At 41.1% G+C, this 17,355-nt stretch carries 13 protein-coding genes and 1 pseudogene; 7 read left to right on the plus strand and 7 right to left on the minus strand.

Annotated features, from left to right (window positions below):
- Positions 1-363 precede the first annotated feature (363 nt).
- Positions 364-1,446: a PQQ-dependent sugar dehydrogenase gene (locus tag AN393_RS16820; protein ID WP_235576214.1), complete on the minus strand. Its 1,083-nt coding sequence runs from the start codon at positions 1,444-1,446 to the stop codon at positions 364-366.
- Positions 1,447-1,863: 417 nt separating this feature from the next.
- Between AN393_RS16820 and AN393_RS16830 the strand changes: the two genes are divergently transcribed.
- From AN393_RS16830 to AN393_RS16840, 3 genes are all read left to right on the plus strand, one after another.
- A complete protein-coding gene (locus AN393_RS16830) occupies positions 1,864-2,907 on the plus strand; it encodes a flavin reductase family protein (protein ID WP_055018701.1) in 1,044 nt (347 codons plus the stop codon).
- On the plus strand, positions 2,904-3,956 hold the full coding sequence (locus AN393_RS16835) for an acyl-CoA desaturase (protein WP_055014402.1): 1,053 nt from the start codon (positions 2,904-2,906) through the stop codon (positions 3,954-3,956). Before AN393_RS16830 ends, AN393_RS16835 begins: the two co-directional genes overlap by 4 nt.
- Positions 3,957-4,106: 150 nt before the next feature.
- Positions 4,107-5,150: a branched-chain amino acid aminotransferase gene (locus tag AN393_RS16840; protein ID WP_082422776.1), complete on the plus strand. Its 1,044-nt coding sequence runs from the start codon at positions 4,107-4,109 to the stop codon at positions 5,148-5,150.
- 80 nt (positions 5,151-5,230) lie between these two features.
- On the opposite strand, the pseudogene AN393_RS16845 reads toward AN393_RS16840, so the two are convergent.
- From AN393_RS16845 to AN393_RS16855, 3 genes and pseudogenes are all read right to left on the minus strand, one after another.
- Positions 5,231-5,617: pseudogene (locus AN393_RS16845) on the minus strand (TonB-dependent receptor domain-containing protein); the annotation flags it as partial.
- A gap of 53 nt (positions 5,618-5,670) precedes the next feature.
- Positions 5,671-5,982 carry a DUF962 domain-containing protein gene (locus AN393_RS16850; RefSeq protein ID WP_055014399.1) on the minus strand — a complete coding sequence of 104 codons (312 nt, stop codon included), beginning with the start codon at positions 5,980-5,982 and terminating at the stop codon, positions 5,671-5,673.
- 109 nt (positions 5,983-6,091) lie between these two features.
- Complete coding sequence (locus AN393_RS16855; RefSeq protein ID WP_055018704.1) at positions 6,092-7,384, minus strand: anti-phage deoxyguanosine triphosphatase; 1,293 nt, start codon at positions 7,382-7,384, stop codon at positions 6,092-6,094.
- A gap of 214 nt (positions 7,385-7,598) precedes the next feature.
- Here AN393_RS16855 and AN393_RS16860 point away from each other — a divergent pair, with 214 nt between their 5' ends.
- Both AN393_RS16860 and AN393_RS16865 read left to right on the plus strand, forming a co-directional pair.
- Positions 7,599-8,408: a glucosaminidase domain-containing protein gene (locus tag AN393_RS16860; RefSeq protein WP_055018705.1), complete on the plus strand. Its 810-nt coding sequence runs from the start codon at positions 7,599-7,601 to the stop codon at positions 8,406-8,408.
- Positions 8,401-9,066: a DUF2987 domain-containing protein gene (locus AN393_RS16865; protein WP_055018706.1), complete on the plus strand. Its 666-nt coding sequence runs from the start codon at positions 8,401-8,403 to the stop codon at positions 9,064-9,066. Before AN393_RS16860 ends, AN393_RS16865 begins: the two co-directional genes overlap by 8 nt.
- 100 nt (positions 9,067-9,166) lie before the next feature.
- Here AN393_RS16865 and AN393_RS16870 read toward each other — a convergent pair whose 3' ends face one another.
- The 3 genes from AN393_RS16870 to AN393_RS16880 all read right to left on the minus strand — a co-directional run bounded on the left by AN393_RS16870 (position 9,167) and on the right by AN393_RS16880 (position 12,955).
- The gene (locus AN393_RS16870) at positions 9,167-10,171 is read right to left on the minus strand and encodes a LacI family DNA-binding transcriptional regulator (protein WP_055018707.1); all 1,005 of its coding nucleotides are present in this window, start codon (positions 10,169-10,171) and stop codon (positions 9,167-9,169) included.
- Between the two features lie 63 nt (positions 10,172-10,234).
- A complete protein-coding gene (locus tag AN393_RS16875; protein WP_055018708.1) occupies positions 10,235-11,563 on the minus strand; it encodes a glycoside-pentoside-hexuronide (GPH):cation symporter in 1,329 nt (442 codons plus the stop codon).
- Between the two features lie 60 nt (positions 11,564-11,623).
- A complete protein-coding gene (locus AN393_RS16880; protein ID WP_055018709.1) occupies positions 11,624-12,955 on the minus strand; it encodes a GH1 family beta-glucosidase in 1,332 nt (443 codons plus the stop codon).
- 523 nt (positions 12,956-13,478) lie between these two features.
- On the opposite strand from AN393_RS16880, the gene AN393_RS16885 reads away from it, so the two are divergent.
- Complete coding sequence (locus AN393_RS16885; protein WP_055018710.1) at positions 13,479-14,753, plus strand: sugar MFS transporter; 1,275 nt, start codon at positions 13,479-13,481, stop codon at positions 14,751-14,753.
- Positions 14,753-17,305, plus strand: coding sequence for an exo 1,3/1,4-beta-D-glucan glucohydrolase (locus tag AN393_RS16890; protein ID WP_055018711.1), 2,553 nt, complete (start codon positions 14,753-14,755; stop codon positions 17,303-17,305). Before AN393_RS16885 ends, AN393_RS16890 begins: the two co-directional genes overlap by 1 nt.
- Positions 17,306-17,355: the final 50 nt, after the last annotated feature.

Genomic DNA, 17,355 nt, shown 5'->3' on the forward strand with positions numbered 1-17,355 from the left:
GACTTACATCCATGTAAGAATAAGTAAAAACCGAGTAAAGCTTCCGCGTCCTGCTCACGCCCCTTACCTACATCCATGTAGGCAACAAATAGTTTATCGCCCCTAGGCAGAACCCGAAGGGCAGCGCATGTTTGGCATTTATGCTGCGTTATCGCCTATTTATGGGGAGTAACCAAACTTCATAGGCTCTGCCTTGCCTAAAAACCAAACATACTGCTGCAAATTCAACCATCAGAGATCAACACGCCCTAGCATTACCATACGCTACAAAAAGCTAAATAGTTCTTTTAGCCGTAGGGCGTTTACCTTGTTAATAAAAACAAGGTAAACGCATTATTTGCTATGCTGCGGTTACAAACGGTTTTATAGGTCAGGCTCAAGGCGTTTAATTCCTTGTCCATCAATGCCTAAGTAAATATAGCCATCACTGCCTTGTGCTAAGCTGCGAACGCGGCCTATTCCTTCTAAAATTTTATATTGCTTTGAAACACCTTTGTTAGATATTTCCAGTGCACTTAAAAACGAAAACTTCATAGACGATAGCAAAAGCTTGCCTTTTAATTGCGGGTACTTATCGCTGCTAACCAATAACATGTCAGAAGGGGCGATGGAGGGGGTCCAATGCAGTACGGGCGATTGCATGCCGTCTTTTTCTTGTATGTCGGTAAACGACGTACCGCTGTAATTAACTCCATAACTAACCACCGGCCAGCCATAATTAGCGCCCGCTTTAATTATGTTTAGCTCATCGCCGCCGCGTGGGCCGTGCTCATGAGACCATAACGTTTGTGTTGTTGTATCAAACCACATACCTTGCGGGTTACGGTGTCCGTATGACCAAATAGCGGGTTTAGCGCTTTTTTGATTTACAAACGGGTTATCTTTAGGAATACGGCCATCAGTGTGTAAGCGATAAATTTTACCGCCATCACGGGTTAAGTCTTGCGGGTTTTTATCGCGCGCGCCGCGATCGCCAATAGAAAAGTAAACATAGCCTTGGTTATCAAACACAATACGGCTGCCGTAGTGCTGGCCTTTTGTGCTGTTATGCTCACCTTTATAAAGTAATTGTGTGTTTAAAAGCTCAGTGCGATCGTCACTCAGCTTGGCGCGCATTAGGGCTGTATTACTGCCACTTTTAGCGCCTTGGGTACTTGAGTAAGTTATGTAAAGCCATTGATTATTGTCTGGTCGGCTATGTAGGGCTAAATCGAGTAAACCGCCTTGCCCGTTAGCATCAATTTGTGGCAAACCCGAGAGCTTAGTTAAAGTTGATGATTTTTTAGGCAGCAAATAAAGTGTGCCGCTTCGCTCGGTTATAAGTAAATCACCATTACTTAGCGGCTCAATAGCCCAGGGGATAGTTACTCCTTTAGCCACACTGACGGCTTTTACATTGAGCGGTAACACATCAAGGGTTTTGTAATCAACAGCCGCCACTGGCATTGAAATCAATGCAGCTATTAACGCCGTTGATACTGTTTTAGCAATCGATTTTATAGGGAAAAACACAGTTTTGTCCTGTTTAATAAGTAAGCAAGTAATGCCTACATTAGCATGCTACTGCTGATTTTGCTAAATGTGGCAATTTAATAAAAACTATATATATTTCAATCAACAAGAGTTTATCTGCAGTGCTACATAGCTACCTTTAGTATTTAAAACAGCTACTTGTTGCACCTTTATTAAGGCTTTAGTACTGCACTTTAAATTTAAGCTTTGCATATAAATTACACTAAAAAACTGACTATTTACTCTAATACTATTGAAATTAATTTTTTTGGGCGTACACTTGTGCGCTGAAGTTTGAGCGTACACATGTAAGTTCAAATTCAATATTTAATATCCAAGAGATTAATAGTGATGATTACTAAAGTATTAGACCAATTTTCGAAGTGGTTTTTACACCATCAAAGCTTTGCAGGCTATATTGAGCCCATTATGCAAATGGTTAAGCCTGCGTGGCGTGCTGGTCTTTATAGAGCAAAAATTGAAGAGTTAACGCAGTACAATGGTGACTTTTTAAGTATTACCTTAAAGCCTACTCAGCACTGGCAGGCACACATTGCTGGCCAACATATTAGTTTAACGGTAGAAATAAATGGGCGTTTATTAACACGTGTGTTTACGGTTGCCTCAAGCCCTGAGCAATTTAAAAAAACGGGGTTAGTGCGTTTATTAATTAAAACTAATCAGCAAGGGCGATTTACAAGCCTTTTAAGCAGTGCTTTACGAGTCGGTGAGTGGTGCAATATTTCAGCGCCTAGTGGCGACTTTGTTTATAAAAATTCCCAAAACAATACAACGTTTATAGCAGGCGGCTCGGGTATTACACCTATGCTTGCCATGATTAGTGAGCATTTAAAACATACAACACAAAAAGTATTGTTAATTTATTATGCCAAAGCCGCAGCACACCAATGTGTAGATGAGCTAAGTGCATTAGCAAATCAGTTTTCACATTTTTCATTTTTATTGCTCACTCGCGAGCAATCAGGTGACATTACACGCCATGTAAATGTGTGGGAAAACCCAGATATTTACTGCTGTGGGCCAGCAAACTTTATGAAAACGGTGAGTGATTTTGCTAAAAAGCACCATTTAAATTATTACCAAGAGGCATTTGGTTTAACACTGCCAAGCCAAAATGACGACAGCCTATTTAACGTACATATTAATAGCACCGCTCATCTCGTCAATGCTAACAACCCTTTGTTAGTACAGTTTGAGGCAAAACAACTACCAGTTAAACGCGGGTGTGGCATTGGTATTTGCCACCAGTGCCAGTGCATTAAAAAGTCAGGCGTGGTGCGTAATTTAAAAACTGGCGAGCTGAGTGATAGTGGCGAGCAGTTAATTCAACTGTGTGTTAGTCAACCTGTTAGCGATTTGGAGTTACAGCTATGAAAAACATAAACTTTGATCAGTTAGCCCACGATTTAGATAGCATAAAAATGAATACACTAAGCAAAGTAGGGCAACAAGATGCAAACTATATTCGCTCGGTTGTTAAAAAGCAGCGGCTATGTGAGTGGAGTGGGCGTATTTTACTTATGCTGGGCTTTATTCAGCCAATTTTATGGGTTGTAGGTGTGCTGCTATTAGCGGTTGCAAAAATTTTGGACAATATGGAAATTGGCCACAACGTTATGCACGGCCAATACGATTGGATGAACGACAAGCAGCTTAACTCGCAAAACTACGAATGGGATATTGCATGCGATGGCCAAAGTTGGCATCGCGTTCATAACTTTGAGCACCACACCTACACTAATATTATTGGTAAAGACCGCGACTTTGGTTATGGCTTATTGCGTTTAAGCAATGATTTTAAATGGCGGTTAAAAAATGTGTGGCAGTTTATTACGTATATTAATTTAAGTGTGCTGTTTCAGTGGGGGGTGTCGTACCACGAGCTGGCTGCAGAGCGTGTGTTTATAGGTAAAAAGAAAGAAAACCGCGAAGGGGGTGTATCGCATTCTACCCTAAAACAGCGTTTTTTTAGTAAAGGCGCGCGCCAATTAATAAAAGATTATGTGATATTTCCTTTATTGGCAGGGCCTTTGTTTTTATGGGTATTAGCAGGCAACTTACTGGCAAATTTAATCCGTAATTTATGGACCTCAACCATTATTTTTTGTGGCCACTTTACTGAGGACACCGAAACCTTTAAACAAGAAGACTGCATAAACGAAACGCAAGGGCAGTGGTACTATCGCCAAGTGTTAGGCTCATCAAATATCAAAGGCCCGCATTGGTTTCATGTTTTAACTGGGCATTTAAGCTGCCAAATTGAGCATCACTTATTTCCTGATATGCCGTCCTCTCGCTATCAAGAGGTAGCCCCGCAAGTGCAAGCCGTTATGCAAAAGCACGGTATTGATTATCATACAGGTGGTTTTTTTAAACAGTACGGCTCGGTATTAAAACGTATTATTAGGTACTCGTTTAAATAAATAATGTGCCTTTAAAAAGCCGATTAATGAAGATGCATTAATCGGCTTTTTTGTATGTGCTTAGCAATGTGGCTAATTTATAAACAGTAGTTGCAAAAAATTCTTTTTGATAATTAAAAAAGCCTCAGTTTTGCTATGGTTAAACGATGCATGATTGTCATACAATGGAGAAAAATAGACCACACAAGAGAGATTAAAATGGCCGCATTCGGTACTGTGTTTATGCCGCAGATGATTCAAGCTCGTTTTTCAGATAACCAATGGAGCGAAAGCTCAATCGTCCCTTCCGATAAACTTGAACTTCATGCGGGTGCGCACGTTCTTCATTATTCAAGTACGTGTTTTGAAGGCTTAAAAGCGTTTCGCCACGAAGATGGCTCTATTTATATTTTTAGAATAGATGCAAACATTGCGCGTATGCAGCAAAGCTCTGCGTTATTAAGCCTACCAAGCTTTGATGGGCAAATGCTAAAAGACATGATTATCAAAATTGTTAAAGAATATGCTGATGAAACGCCATTACCACCAGGCTCTATGTACATTCGCCCAACTCACATAGGAACAGAGGCTGCCATTGGTAAAGCGGCGGCGCCGTCAATGAGCTCGTTGTTATATACACTTTTATCGCCAGTTGGCGATTACTTTACAGGCGGCGCTACTGCACTGCGTGTTTTACTTGAAGAAGATGGCATGCGCTGTGCCCCGCACATGGGCATGGTAAAAAGTGGTGGTAACTACGCCAGTGCACTTGCACCAATTAGCGCAGCGCGCGAAAAATACCAAGCCGATCAAATCTTGTTTTGCCCAGGTGGCGACGTACAAGAAACAGGTGCAGCTAACTTTATTCTTATTGATGGTAACGAAATTATTACCAAAGCGCTTGATAGCACGTTTTTACATGGCGTAACGCGCAATAGCATTTTAACCATTGCAAAAGACTTAGGCATGACAGTAAGCGAGCGTAACTTTAGCGTTACCGAGCTTTTAGAGCGTGCTGCAAAGCCAGGCACAGAAGCTGCACTTTCAGGCACTGCTGCGGTGTTAACGCCGGTAGGCACGTTTATTCATAACGATAAAGAATACAAAGTAGGCAGTGGCGAGCCAGGCCCTACAACAGCGCGATTACGCCAAGCATTGAACGATATTCAATGGGGTAAAAGTGAAGACAAACACGGCTGGTTAACTAAAATCTAATTGATTTGAGCAGTTCGCAGTAAAAAGCCACCGACTAGGTGGCTTTTGTGTTTTTGAGTAATTTTTGAAATGTTTAGCGCTTAAAACTTCATTTCTATTTTGCCGTACACGTAACGGCCATTAAATCCGTAGGGCGAAAAGCTTGAATATGCGAACAAGCGAGAAAAAGTAGAGACTTCTTCTACATTTTCGCGGGTTGGATCTGGGTATACATCAAAAATGTTATTGGCACCTAAACTAAGCGTTAGGTTATCGGTAGTGGCATAAGCTACATCTAAATCAGTGATCCACTTAGGTTTTAATACCTCGTTTAGCTCAGGCGTTGATGATGGGTCTTGGGTTTCACCGTAACGCGTAGTTCTTAGTGTGGTACGCAGCGCATCATGGGTCCAAGTAGCGCTTAAATTGTATTTATTGCGCGGGGTGCTTACTTCAAAGCGACGCAGCTCTGTACCTGAGAACAAGTTGTATAGCGTTTAAAAAGGTTACGAATGATTTTTATAAGAAAATAATATAAAAATTAAAATTTTATTTTACCGATAAGTATATCTTTAAACATAACCCAATCTCCCCATAAGCTATAAAATGGGTGCTTAAATGTAGCAGGGCGGTTTTTTTCAAAGAAGAAATGCCCAACCCACGCAAATCCATACCCAATAATCGGTAATAGCCACAGCAAGCTATATTGTTGTTTAATTAAGGCAATAGTAATAACTACAAGCACTAAAGTGCTGCCTATAAAATGTAGGCGTCGGCAGGTTACATTACGGTGCTCTTTTAGGTAGTAGGGGTAAAACGCTTTAAAGGAGTTAAAAGTGTGTGGTGTGTTCATAATCCATGCTCTTATTTTTATAGTTTAATAAATATACAAAGGTTTAATAATCTTTGCAGGTAAATTTTGAGTAAGAAAGCGCAATACACACCAATGCACGTAGTTAAATTTATTGAACTGGCGAAAACAGCCTTTGGTACGTTTTATAAGCGTATTCGTCACTCATGCCGCTTAGGTAATCGCATATTATGCGCATCCCTTGGTTTTGTTTTTCAGCGTCTAGATACAGTGCTTGTGTTGTTTCGGGTAATAAACGCAGTGGGTCGCTGGCAAAAGCGGTAAATAACTCAATTAGTAAGTTTTGACCTTTAAACTCTATCTGCTGCATTTCGGGGTCACGTATTAAGCGCTTAAATACAAAATGCTTTAATATTTGCAAAACGCGCTCGTACTGCGGGTCCAGCTTTGCGGTGTACTTTAAAATAGGGCATTCAAAATCACCATGCTGCACATCTAAATGAATATGAATAATAAACATATTGACCAGCTCGCCTATGGCGTCTTTACGTTCAAAATCGTTTTTTGAAAACAAGCGTTGGGTGAGCGAGTCTAATTTAGTGTTTAACCAATCGTAATTAAGTGCGTTTAAGTGGGGTAATGCATGTGTTTGCCAATCATCTAATGTGAGCACTTTAGTAGCTATGGCATCTTCTAGGTCGTGCACTGCATATGCTATGTCATCGGCATGTTCCATTATGGCGCTATCTAACGATTTATAACGGGTTTTTGCTCGGTACTGATCTACTGGCGTATGGCTTGTTAATAGGGCCTTATCGTTGTTGCTTAAAGGGGCAATGATCCACTCAAATATTTGCGCGTCATCGTGGTATAAGCCTTTAGCGGGGCGCCAATCATCTGCTTTTATAAATGAGCGTGCGCTATTTACATCAGGAATTGTGTGCCATAAATCATTTATATAGGCAGGGTATTTTATAAATCCTAGCAAGGTGCGGCGGGTTAGGTTCATGCCGTGGCCATCAGAGTATGGCTCAAGTTTAGCGACTATACGTAGTGTTTGTGCATTTCCTTCAAACCCTCCGTGCTCACGCATCATGTAATTTAAGGCTATTTCGCCGCCATGGCCAAACGGGGGGTGGCCTATATCGTGCGCTAAACATAAGGTTTCTAATAAACCAGTAGAAGGAAAGTGTGTAAAGTCGCTGTGCTGTGCTTTTAAATGCCGTAATATGCCAGTACCAATTTGCGAGACTTCTAACGAGTGGGTTAGGCGTGTACGATAAAAATCGTTTAAGCCTATTCCCATAATTTGGGTTTTTGCTTGTAAACGCCTAAATGCTGCAGCATGTATTATTCGAGAGCGGTCTACTTGCCAAGGTGAGCGATTATCGTTAGGGCGGTGTTTTGCTTGCTCTATTATTCGTTGTTGCCATTGCTTATCCATACTGCCTTACCTAAAACGTTATCAAACAAGAGGTTATTTTAATTATAGCGCGTTTAATGATCATAATTGGCTACTCGCTCAGTATACCTTTGTGCTTATAAATTGCGAATGAACGAAGCAGGTTATTCGCGTTTATATAGTGGCTTAGGTATAATGGGTGTTCATATGCGTGTGTTTTTGCCACGCATAATTTGTAGTTAGATTGAGAGAGTACATGCTAAAAACCATTTTAAAGCTGTTACTAAGCGTATTTTTTTTATGGGCGCTTGCATACCCATTTATGCAAAGTAATGAGCATGAGGTTGAAGAACAGACCACAGATGAACAACCTAAAAAGGTGCAAAAAAAAGAAAAACCCCTGCACAATGTTACCTTACCTAAGTTTTCTGAATTTGCTGATGTGAAAGAGAAAAAACAGGCATTTTTTGATTTTATTCGCCCACATGTTGAGGCTGAAAATAAAAAAATATTACAGCAACGTGCTAAGTTAGAAATTGCGCTGATGATGCTTGAATACAACGAACCGCTTGAGAAAAAACAACAGCGCGACATCGTTAATATTTTAAAAGCCTATGGCTTGCCTGAAACGCTAAACACCCTAATTTTAACGCAAGCGCTGCGCCGTGTTGATATTATTCCTAAAGAGCTTGCGCTAATGCAAGCGGCGAATGAGTCGGCGTGGGGTACATCGCGCTTTGCACGCATTGGACTTAACTTTTTCGGCCAATGGTGCTACTCAAAAGGGTGCGGTATGGTGCCAAGACGCCGCAATACTGGTGCTGCGCACGAAGTGGCTGCATTTAAGTCGGTACGCGCGGCAGTTAGCTCGTATTTTAGAAATATTAACACGCATAATGCCTACAAAGAGTTACGCCTGATACGTGAAGATTTACGCCGGCAACAAAAACCCATAGCGGCTACAGCACTAACGCATGGTTTAATGTCGTATTCAGAACGCGGCGAGGCCTACATAGAAGAGTTAAATACTATGATTAACCAAAACAGAGCTTACTTTGATGAATAAAAAACGACTTATTAATACTAATGCATTACTCATTTTACTGAGCCTGGCGGCCAGTACCGTTAATGCTAAAGAGTTTGTTATGTCGTACGATGGCTTTTACGATAGATTAAAAGTGGTAAACAAGGGCGACTTTCAGTATGCACGGGTTAACTTTTACATTAGCGATATTGCTACAAACGAAGCATGTGCCATTAAAAGCGGCACAATTTTAACTGAAAATAACGAATACCCGCTTAATTTTACTGATAAAGCGCAGTTACTTTTACCGTTTGATAAGCAGCTCGATACGGATAAAGCCGTTATTGTTGTTGAACCACAAAACCCTGATCACGATTGCCAGTTAAAACTACAAATTGAGGCCAGTGAGTTTGAAGGGTTAAACTTAACTAAAGATTCGTTGTACACAATTAATAACGAGTTAGATGAGCTTTTAACTGATTTGTCGGGCTTTTTTGTTAGTAAGCTCATGTGGTTTTTATTACCTGAGCAAAAAGGCGTTGCTGTCACGTTTAAAGAGCCTGTGGCTTTTAATAATCCACATATACAATGCGAAAAATCAGTATGTTACTTTGCAGTACAAGATAACTGGGAAGGTGACGTAAATCTGCTCGGCAATGTAGAAAATGTAGTCAAAGTAACCCCGTGGATAGCAAAATAAGTTATACCAATCCGCATAATTAAATGATTAAGTATTATTGCAGATTGGTATTACTGGGGGTTAATAAAAACGGCGCTTAAATAGCGCCGTTTTTTATGCGTTATTTTGGCAGTGGTTGGGTTGAGTCACGTTTTATAAGGGTGGGTTCAAACACGCGGTTTATGTGTAAGTTTTTATGCTGATACACATCTTGTAGCACCATTTTAGCAGCCATTTCACCCATTTCTTCCACTGGGTTATCTATGGTAGTTAGCGTAGGGTAAAGGTAGTTGGCAAATATAACGTTATCAAAGCCTATAACCGATAAATCCTCTGGTAAATTAAAGCCGTGCTCACGGGCGTATTTCATTGCGCCTGATGCCATTTCATCATTAGCACACACCAAAGCACTAAACGGAATACGTGTATTGAGCAGTTTTTCAAGGCCTTTGCTGCCGCCAATTTCGTTAAAATCGCCTTCGTAAAATAGCGCCTCATTAAAGGGGATATTGTTTTCGCGCAGTGCTTTTTTATGCCCTTTTAAACGGTTTCTGGCATCGGCCTTGACCTGTGGCCCAGCAATATAGGCAATATTTGTATGGCCCTGCTCAACAATAGATTTACTGGCTAAGTAACCGCCAAGTTCGTTATCTAGGCTAATGCAGTTACTTTCAAGTGAGTGTACGTAACGGTTAATTAGGTAAATAGGGGTTTTGCCTTTACTAAGCTCAACTAGGTAATCATCACTGACTGACTCTACATGTAAAATGAGTGCATCGCATTTTCGGCTAATTAAAAATTCAATGCCGTTTTTTTCTTTATCGTCTTCACTGTGGCCGGTGGTAATAATAACGTGCTTGCCGGCAGCGCGTAGGGCTGATTCGATCCCCGCCATCATTTGAGCAAAGAAAGGACCATGAAGCTCTGAGACCAATATACCCACGCTGTTGGTTCTGTTTGAGGCAAGCGATTGCGCAATAGAGTTAGGTTTATAGCCTAACTGCTGCATAGCATCGAGTACTTTTTTAGTGGTTTTTTCACTGACTCGTGTATTTTTATTCATTACCCGTGACACAGTCGCTAACGATACGCCAGCAAGTTCTGACACTTCATAAATTGTGGCCATGTTATTGTTAACTCACTTATATCCTTTATTTTGGCGGGCAAATAATACCGTACCCATCAAATGTTAACTAGCACTAGTTTTTAGCGAGGCCTGTATAGAGGCCAACTGTGCATTATTGAGCGTGTATTTACGCATAATAAATGCAACAAACAAAGAGCCAAACGCAGGTATAATAGTGAACGACAATAAAATACCCTGTTGCGTATCAAAGCTCTGCATTGTTTGCGCTTGGTAATTATAAAAAGCCAGCAGCCAGCCTGCAATTGCACCGCCTAATGCCACTCCCATTTTTATAAAAAATATAACGCCCGAATACACAAGGCCGGTAATTCTTACCCCAGTTTTGTGATGCCCGTAGTCTATGGTGTCAGCCATTTTTGCCCATAGTAGCGGGGTCGCCATATCTAAAAAAAACTTCCATAAAATAAAAGCGGTAAATGCCAAGGTAATGTTATCTGGGGAGATAAAATAGCTCGCACTACATATGCTCGCAGCGATTAACTGCAAACTAATATAAGCTTTTATTTTACAAAACCGCTTAGCCAACGGCTGAGCAAAAGCACACCCAATCATACTGCCAACCACCCCTAGGGTCATAAAGGAGGTAATTAAATCTTCTTGCCCTAAATAGTATTTAACGTAATAAACCCCTAAGGTTAGACGTATTACTTGGCCCGTAAGTAAAAAAAGCGCGGCAGCGCACAGGACTCGCCATTGATCGTTTTTAACTAAGGTTTTTAAACTTTTGAACAACGAGAGGTTTTGCTCTGGCGGTTGCTCTATACGCTCTTTTGTACCAAAAAAACACAGTAAAAATAACACTAAGCCAAGCAAGCTCATTGCTGTCATAGTGTATTGATACCCTTTGGCAGTATCGCCTTGGCCAAAATATTCAACCATTGGCATGGTACAGCCCGCAACAATAACGCCGCCTAACATACCAAATACAAATCGATACGATTGCACGCTAACACGTTCTTTTACATCGCTTGTGAGCACGCCGCCTAATGCACAGTAAGGAATATTTATGGCGGTATACGCCACCATAAGCAAGGTGTAGGTAGTAAAGGCGTAAATAATTTTATCGGTGCCTTCAAGCTCTGGTGTGGTAAACGCTAAAATACTAATAAGCGCAAAGGGCAGGGCAAGCCATAATAAATAGGGCCTAAAATGGCCAAAGCGAGACTGAGTTTTATCGGCTAAATTACCCATAACTGGGTCAGTGATGGCATCAAATAACCTAACCACTAAAAATAGGGTGCCTACCACAGCAGGAGAAAGCCCTACTACATCGGTGTAGTAAAGCATTAAAAACATCATAACTGTTTGAAAAATAATATTGCTTGCCGTATCACCAAGGCCATAGGCTATTTTTTCTTTTACACTTATCATGATGTTAGGTTCTCGCTTTTTGATTTTTATTTATGCGATTAATCGAATAGACTTCATTGGTTACTTACGGCTTTGTATCAAGTGTTTATAAGCTTGGCCACTGGCTTTTATAGTACGTTGCTGAGTTTTATAATCAACGTAAACAATGCCAAAGCGTTTTAAATAGCCTTCTGCCCATTCAAAATTATCCATTAAGCTCCACGCAAAGTAACCAATAATATTAACACCTTGCACTGTGGCATTATGCACCGCATTTAAGTGGCTGTTGTAATAGTTTACGCGATCTGCATCATTTACCTCGCCATTTTTAATGGTGTCGGGCATCGCTGCGCCGTTCTCGGTAATATAAACAGGCGGTAAGGTATAGGTATTATTAAGTGTTACAAGTAGATCGGTAAACGACTGCGGGTAAATTTCCCAGCCCATATCGGTTAACGGCCCTTGTGGAGCAAGTGGCTCGTATATTTCGCTCGGGTGTGCTTTGTATACTTGTCGCGTATAAAAGTTAATGCCCAAGTAATCTATAGATTGTGAAATTATATCCATGTCGCCTGGGTGGATTTCAGGCTGCTGATTGCTGGGAAGCTGCTTTATAATATCGGGGTATTGGCCGTCCATTATTGGTTTCATATACCATTGATTTAAATAATCATCGGCGTAGGAAGCGGCGTTAATGTCTTCTGGTGACTGTGTTAATGGATAACAAGGTGTAAAATTAAGCACAATACCATTTTGAGTATTAGGGGAGGTGTGCTTTAGCACATCCATTGCCAAGCCATGGGCAAGTAATAAATGGTGCGCTGCTTTTTTACCATATTGTTTGCCTATTAAACCTGGGGCATGTATGCCTACTTCGTAGCCTAAAAATGCACTGCAAAATGGCTCATTTAGGGTCGCGTACGAAAATACCCGTTCGCCAAATGCTTGGCTAATAAGCTTTACATACCGAGCAAATTCATAAGCGGTATCGCGATTTAACCAGCCGCCTTTATCTTCTAAATGTTGGGGTAAATCCCAGTGATATAGCGTTACAAACGCTTTAATGTTGCGCTTATTAAGCTCATCAAGAATATTAGTATAAAACTTTACGCCCTCAGGATTTAGTTCTCCCGATAAGGTCATTACTCGCGGCCAAGATATAGAAAGTCTATAAGCATCAACACCGAGAGAGTCTATTAATTCAATATCGTTATGCCACTGGTTGTAATGATCGCAGGCAACATGTCCATTTGAGTTGTCGGCTATTTTGTTTGGTGTATCGCAAAAGGTATCCCATATACAGGGCAGGCGATGTTCAATTCCACCTTCAATTTGAAATGATGCCGTAGCCACACCATAAACAAAGTTTTTTGTTAATAGAGGTGAATGAGATGGTAACGATAATTTTGTCATTAGTAACAAACCTTTTTAAACCTTAAATGCATAAATAGCCACTGTATTTAATGCGATGAAGCGTAAGGGCGCGTTTATAAAAAAATAAAACTTGTTGAAATATGTTACAGGTTCGTATTTAATTACACGTGAAAGCGCTTACATTTTTAGATTAGTGTTAATTGATACGAAGGTCAACTCTTTAATGTTGCTGGGTTACACGGCAATTTTTAATAACGACTTTTGTATTAGGGCGTATTAATCTTTGATGGTTGAATTTGCAGCTGTATGTTTGGTTTTAGGCAAGGCAGAGCCTATGAAGTGTGGTTATTCCCCATAAATAGGCGATAACGCAGCATAAATGCCAAACATGCGTTGCCCTTCGGGTTCTTTCTAGGGACGATTAACTCTTTGTTGCTTGGTTTTTACTTAGCCCGCTAGGTTACAAACCTCGCGCCGCGATTTAATCTCCCCTAGATTGAACAAATTTCAATCCGCAAAGAACAACACGCCCTAATTTATAATAATAAATTGCGGAGAGCCTATGGCCAGTTCAGCACCACTGACGACACACACACAATCGCAAAGCTACCCAGATAAAAACTATGGTTTTGCATTAACGTCTTTAACGACTTTATTTTTTATGTGGGGATTTATCACCTGCTTAAACGATATTTTAATTCCGCATTTAAAAGCGGTGTTTAACTTAACTTATGTCCAAGCAATGCTGGTTCAGTTTTGTTTTTTTGGGGCTTATTTTTTAATGTCATTGCCAAGCGGCCACATAGTTAAAAAATTAGGTTACAAAAAAGGCATTGTAGCGGGGTTACTTATAGCTGCATTGGGTTGTGTGCTTTTTTACCCAGCCGCGGCACTACATAATTACCCGGTATTTTTGTTTGCTTTGTTTGTTCTGGCAAGCGGTATTACCCTGTTGCAGGTTTCGGCTAACCCTTATGTAAGTTTACTTGGCGCCCCTCAAACAGCCTCTTCTCGCCTTACCTTAACGCAAGCATTTAATGCGCTAGGCACTACGGTTGCCCCTACATTTGGTGCATTTTTGATTCTTGACTCTGCCTCTGAAGCGTTTTTAACACCGGCACAAAACGCAGAATCAGTACAACTTCCTTATTTACTATTAGCTGGCATGCTTATTTTACTAGCCGGTATTTTTGCATGGCTTAAATTGCCAGACATAATGAGTGAGCAAAAAGAAGCCGCACAAAAGTCAGAGACAATAGAGGGCAGTGCATGGCAATACCGCCATCTTACACTCGGTGCTGTGGGTATTTTTATGTATGTAGGTGCAGAAGTTGCCATTGGCAGTTTTTTAGTCAGCTTTTTAGCGCAAGAAAATATTGCCGGTTTAAAAGAACATGTGGCTGCTCATTACATCACCTATTATTTTGGTGGTGCTATGGTAGGGCGATTCATTGGTGCAGCGGTAATGCAAAAATTACCTGCTGGCAAAGTACTTGGCTTTAACGCAACTATGGCTATTATTTTAGTGGTTATAGCCATGAGCACGTCGGGTCAATTAGCAATGTGGTCAATCCTACTGGTTGGATTATTTAATTCTATTATGTTCCCTACTATTTTTAGTTTAGCGCTAAATGGGCTTGGAAAGCACACCGCGCAAGGCTCTGGCATATTGTGTTTGGCGATTGTAGGGGGGGCAATTGTGCCACTTTTACAAGGTGCGCTTGCTGATAATGTGGGTGTTCAGCTTTCGTATGTTTTACCAATTTTTTGTTACTTATTTATCGCGTTTTATGGTTTAAGCGGAAGCAAACCAGTTCAAGTTCAGGAGACTCTATAATGAAAACCCCTTTTTCACTTAACAAAATAGCACGTGCCTCATTAATTGCATCAGTAGGCATTTTATCGGCTTGTTCAAATGACGCGACAACAACTCCTGAGGCGAATAATGGGGTGTCTAAAACAGCGCAAATTTGGCCAAAACTTAATATTGCCGTAAAACAAGACCCACAAATTGAAGCCAAAATAGCAGATTATTTAAAAACAATGACGCTTGAGCAAAAAGTAGCTCAAATGATTCAACCAGAAATTCGCGATATTACCGTTGAAGACATGCGCAAATATGGCTTTGGCTCATACCTAAACGGGGGAGGAGCGTTTCCTAATGGTGATAAACACGCAACCCCCATGGATTGGGTAAAATTGGCTGAAGATTTTTATCAGGCGTCGGTAGATGATTCTATCGATGGCAGTAAAATACCCACAATGTGGGGTACCGATGCGGTGCATGGTCACAATAATGTAATCGGCGCGACTTTATTTCCGCATAATATTGGTTTAGGTGCGGCAAATAACCCTGCATTGATTGAGCAAATAGCAGCTATCACTGCGGTTGAAGTAATGGCAACGGGTATAGATTGGGTATTTGCACCTACAGTGGCTGTTGTGCGCGACGACCGCTGGGGCAGAACCTATGAAGGTTATTCAGAAGACCCTCGCATTGTACGCGATTATTCAGCTGCAATTGTAAATGGTTTACAGGGCAAGGCCGATGGCGATTTTTTAAGTGATAAACGCGTTATTAGTACTGTTAAACACTTTTTAGGTGATGGCGGCACAGTCGATGGCGATGACCAAGGTAATAATATCGACAGCGAGCAAGATTTGTTTGATATACATGCGCAAGGTTATGTAGGCGGCTTATCGGCGGGGAGTCAGTCGGTTATGGCATCGTTTAATAGCTGGCATGGAGTTAAAAACCACGGCAACAAATACCTGTTAACCGACGTGCTTAAAACCCGCATGGGCTTTGATGGTTTTGTTGTAGGTGATTGGAACGGCCATGGCCAAATTAAAGGCTGTACAAACGAAAGTTGTGCACAGGCTGTTAACGCGGGGCTTGATATTTTTATGGTGCCAACTGGCGCTTGGAAGCCATTGTACGAAAACACCATAGCGCAAGTGAAAGCTGGCGAAATCAGCATGTCGCGTATTGATGATGCAGTAAGTAGAATTTTACGCGTTAAATTACGTGCCGGTTTATTTGATAAGCCAAGCCCGGCTAAACGTCAGTTTTCGGGTAAAACTGAGCTAATTGGTGCTCAGCAGCACCGCGAAGTTGCGCGTCAAGCAGTACGCGAATCACTTGTTTTACTTAAAAACAAAAACAATATTTTGCCTCTTGATGCAAACCAAACTGTATTAATTGCTGGCGATGGAGCTGATAACATAGGTAAGCAGTCGGGTGGTTGGAGTATCACTTGGCAAGGGACTAATAATAAAAATGCTGATTTTCCTGGTGCCACGTCTATTTATGCAGGCCTTGAAAAACAAATTACGCAGGCGGGTGGTCGTGCCATTTTAAGTGTGGATGGCTCATATGAACAGCGCCCAGATGTAGCTGTTGTGGTATTTGGTGAAGAGCCTTATGCAGAAGGGCATGGTGATAGAGATAACCTAGAATTTGAGCGCGGTAATAAAAAATCGCTCGCATTATTAAAGTCGTTAAAGGCACAAGGTATACCCGTTGTATCGGTATTTATTTCGGGTCGTCCTATGTGGGTTAACAGCGAGCTCAATGCCTCTGATGCATTTGTTGCAGCGTGGCTGCCTGGTACAGAGGGTGGCGGTATTGCCGATGTTATTTTAAAAGCCAAAGATGGCAGTATTCAGCATAACTTTAGCGGTAAGCTTTCGTTTTCGTGGCCTAAAACAGCAGTACAAGCAACGGTTAATAAAGGCGATGACGATTACAGCCCTCTATTACCGTACGGTTTTGGCTTAACGTACGGCGATAAAAATGTTTTAGCTGATAACTTAAATGAAGAGTCTAACTTGGATAATTCGGCGCTAACTAGTATGGATATTTTAGTTGGCGCACCGGTTGCTCCATGGCGTTTATTACTTAAATCTGGCGATGAACTATTAGATGTATCAAGTAGTACTCATCAACTGGGTGCACTTAAATACCGTACTGAGGATAAAACAGTTCAAGAAGACGCGCGCCAATTTAGTTTTAGTGGCGAGCAAAAGGCAAGTGCTGAAATAGTCACAAGTTTTGCTGAAGATACCATTACGTATTTAGAGGCTAATGGCGTGATTAGTTTTGATATTAAACTCAATGAACCACTAACCGATGACGTAAACCTTGCTATGACTTGTTCAGGTGAGTGTGGTGGTGCGATTGCCTTGAGTAAAATGGTTGATCAAACAATCACAAATAAATGGCAGTCGGTGTCGGTAGACTTACGTTGTTTTGCTAACCAAGGTGTAGACTTTGCAAGCGTTACAAGCCCGTTCAGTTTACATGCAAGCAGCAAGGCCTCAGTGTCGGTAGCAAACATTCAGTTTGTGCCAAATAAGGCAGACTCTGCTGGGCTTAAATGTCAGTAATCATTTTGTTTTAGTGTGTATGTCAAAGCCCTTCAATTGAAGGGCTTTTT

This window comes from Pseudoalteromonas sp. P1-25 (assembly GCF_001401805.1).
In the GTDB taxonomy this organism is placed as follows: domain Bacteria; phylum Pseudomonadota; class Gammaproteobacteria; order Enterobacterales; family Alteromonadaceae; genus Pseudoalteromonas.

Coding starts and splice junctions, on each gene's coding strand:
- AN393_RS16855 (WP_055018704.1), bottom strand. CDS start 7,384: ATGGATAAGCAATGGCAACAACGAATAATAGAGCAAGCAAAACACCGC.
- AN393_RS16865 (WP_055018706.1), top strand. CDS start 8,401: ATGAATAAAAAACGACTTATTAATACTAATGCATTACTCATTTTACTG.
- AN393_RS16830 (WP_055018701.1), top strand. CDS start 1,864: ATGATTACTAAAGTATTAGACCAATTTTCGAAGTGGTTTTTACACCAT.
- AN393_RS16885 (WP_055018710.1), top strand. CDS start 13,479: ATGGCCAGTTCAGCACCACTGACGACACACACACAATCGCAAAGCTAC.
- AN393_RS16860 (WP_055018705.1), top strand. CDS start 7,599: ATGCTAAAAACCATTTTAAAGCTGTTACTAAGCGTATTTTTTTTATGG.
- AN393_RS16820 (WP_235576214.1), bottom strand. CDS start 1,446: ATGCCAGTGGCGGCTGTTGATTACAAAACCCTTGATGTGTTACCGCTC.
- AN393_RS16880 (WP_055018709.1), bottom strand. CDS start 12,955: ATGACAAAATTATCGTTACCATCTCATTCACCTCTATTAACAAAAAAC.
- AN393_RS16875 (WP_055018708.1), bottom strand. CDS start 11,563: ATGATAAGTGTAAAAGAAAAAATAGCCTATGGCCTTGGTGATACGGCA.
- AN393_RS16890 (WP_055018711.1), top strand. CDS start 14,753: ATGAAAACCCCTTTTTCACTTAACAAAATAGCACGTGCCTCATTAATT.
- AN393_RS16835 (WP_055014402.1), top strand. CDS start 2,904: ATGAAAAACATAAACTTTGATCAGTTAGCCCACGATTTAGATAGCATA.
- AN393_RS16840 (WP_082422776.1), top strand. CDS start 4,107: ATGATTGTCATACAATGGAGAAAAATAGACCACACAAGAGAGATTAAA.
- AN393_RS16850 (WP_055014399.1), bottom strand. CDS start 5,982: ATGAACACACCACACACTTTTAACTCCTTTAAAGCGTTTTACCCCTAC.
- AN393_RS16870 (WP_055018707.1), bottom strand. CDS start 10,171: ATGGCCACAATTTATGAAGTGTCAGAACTTGCTGGCGTATCGTTAGCG.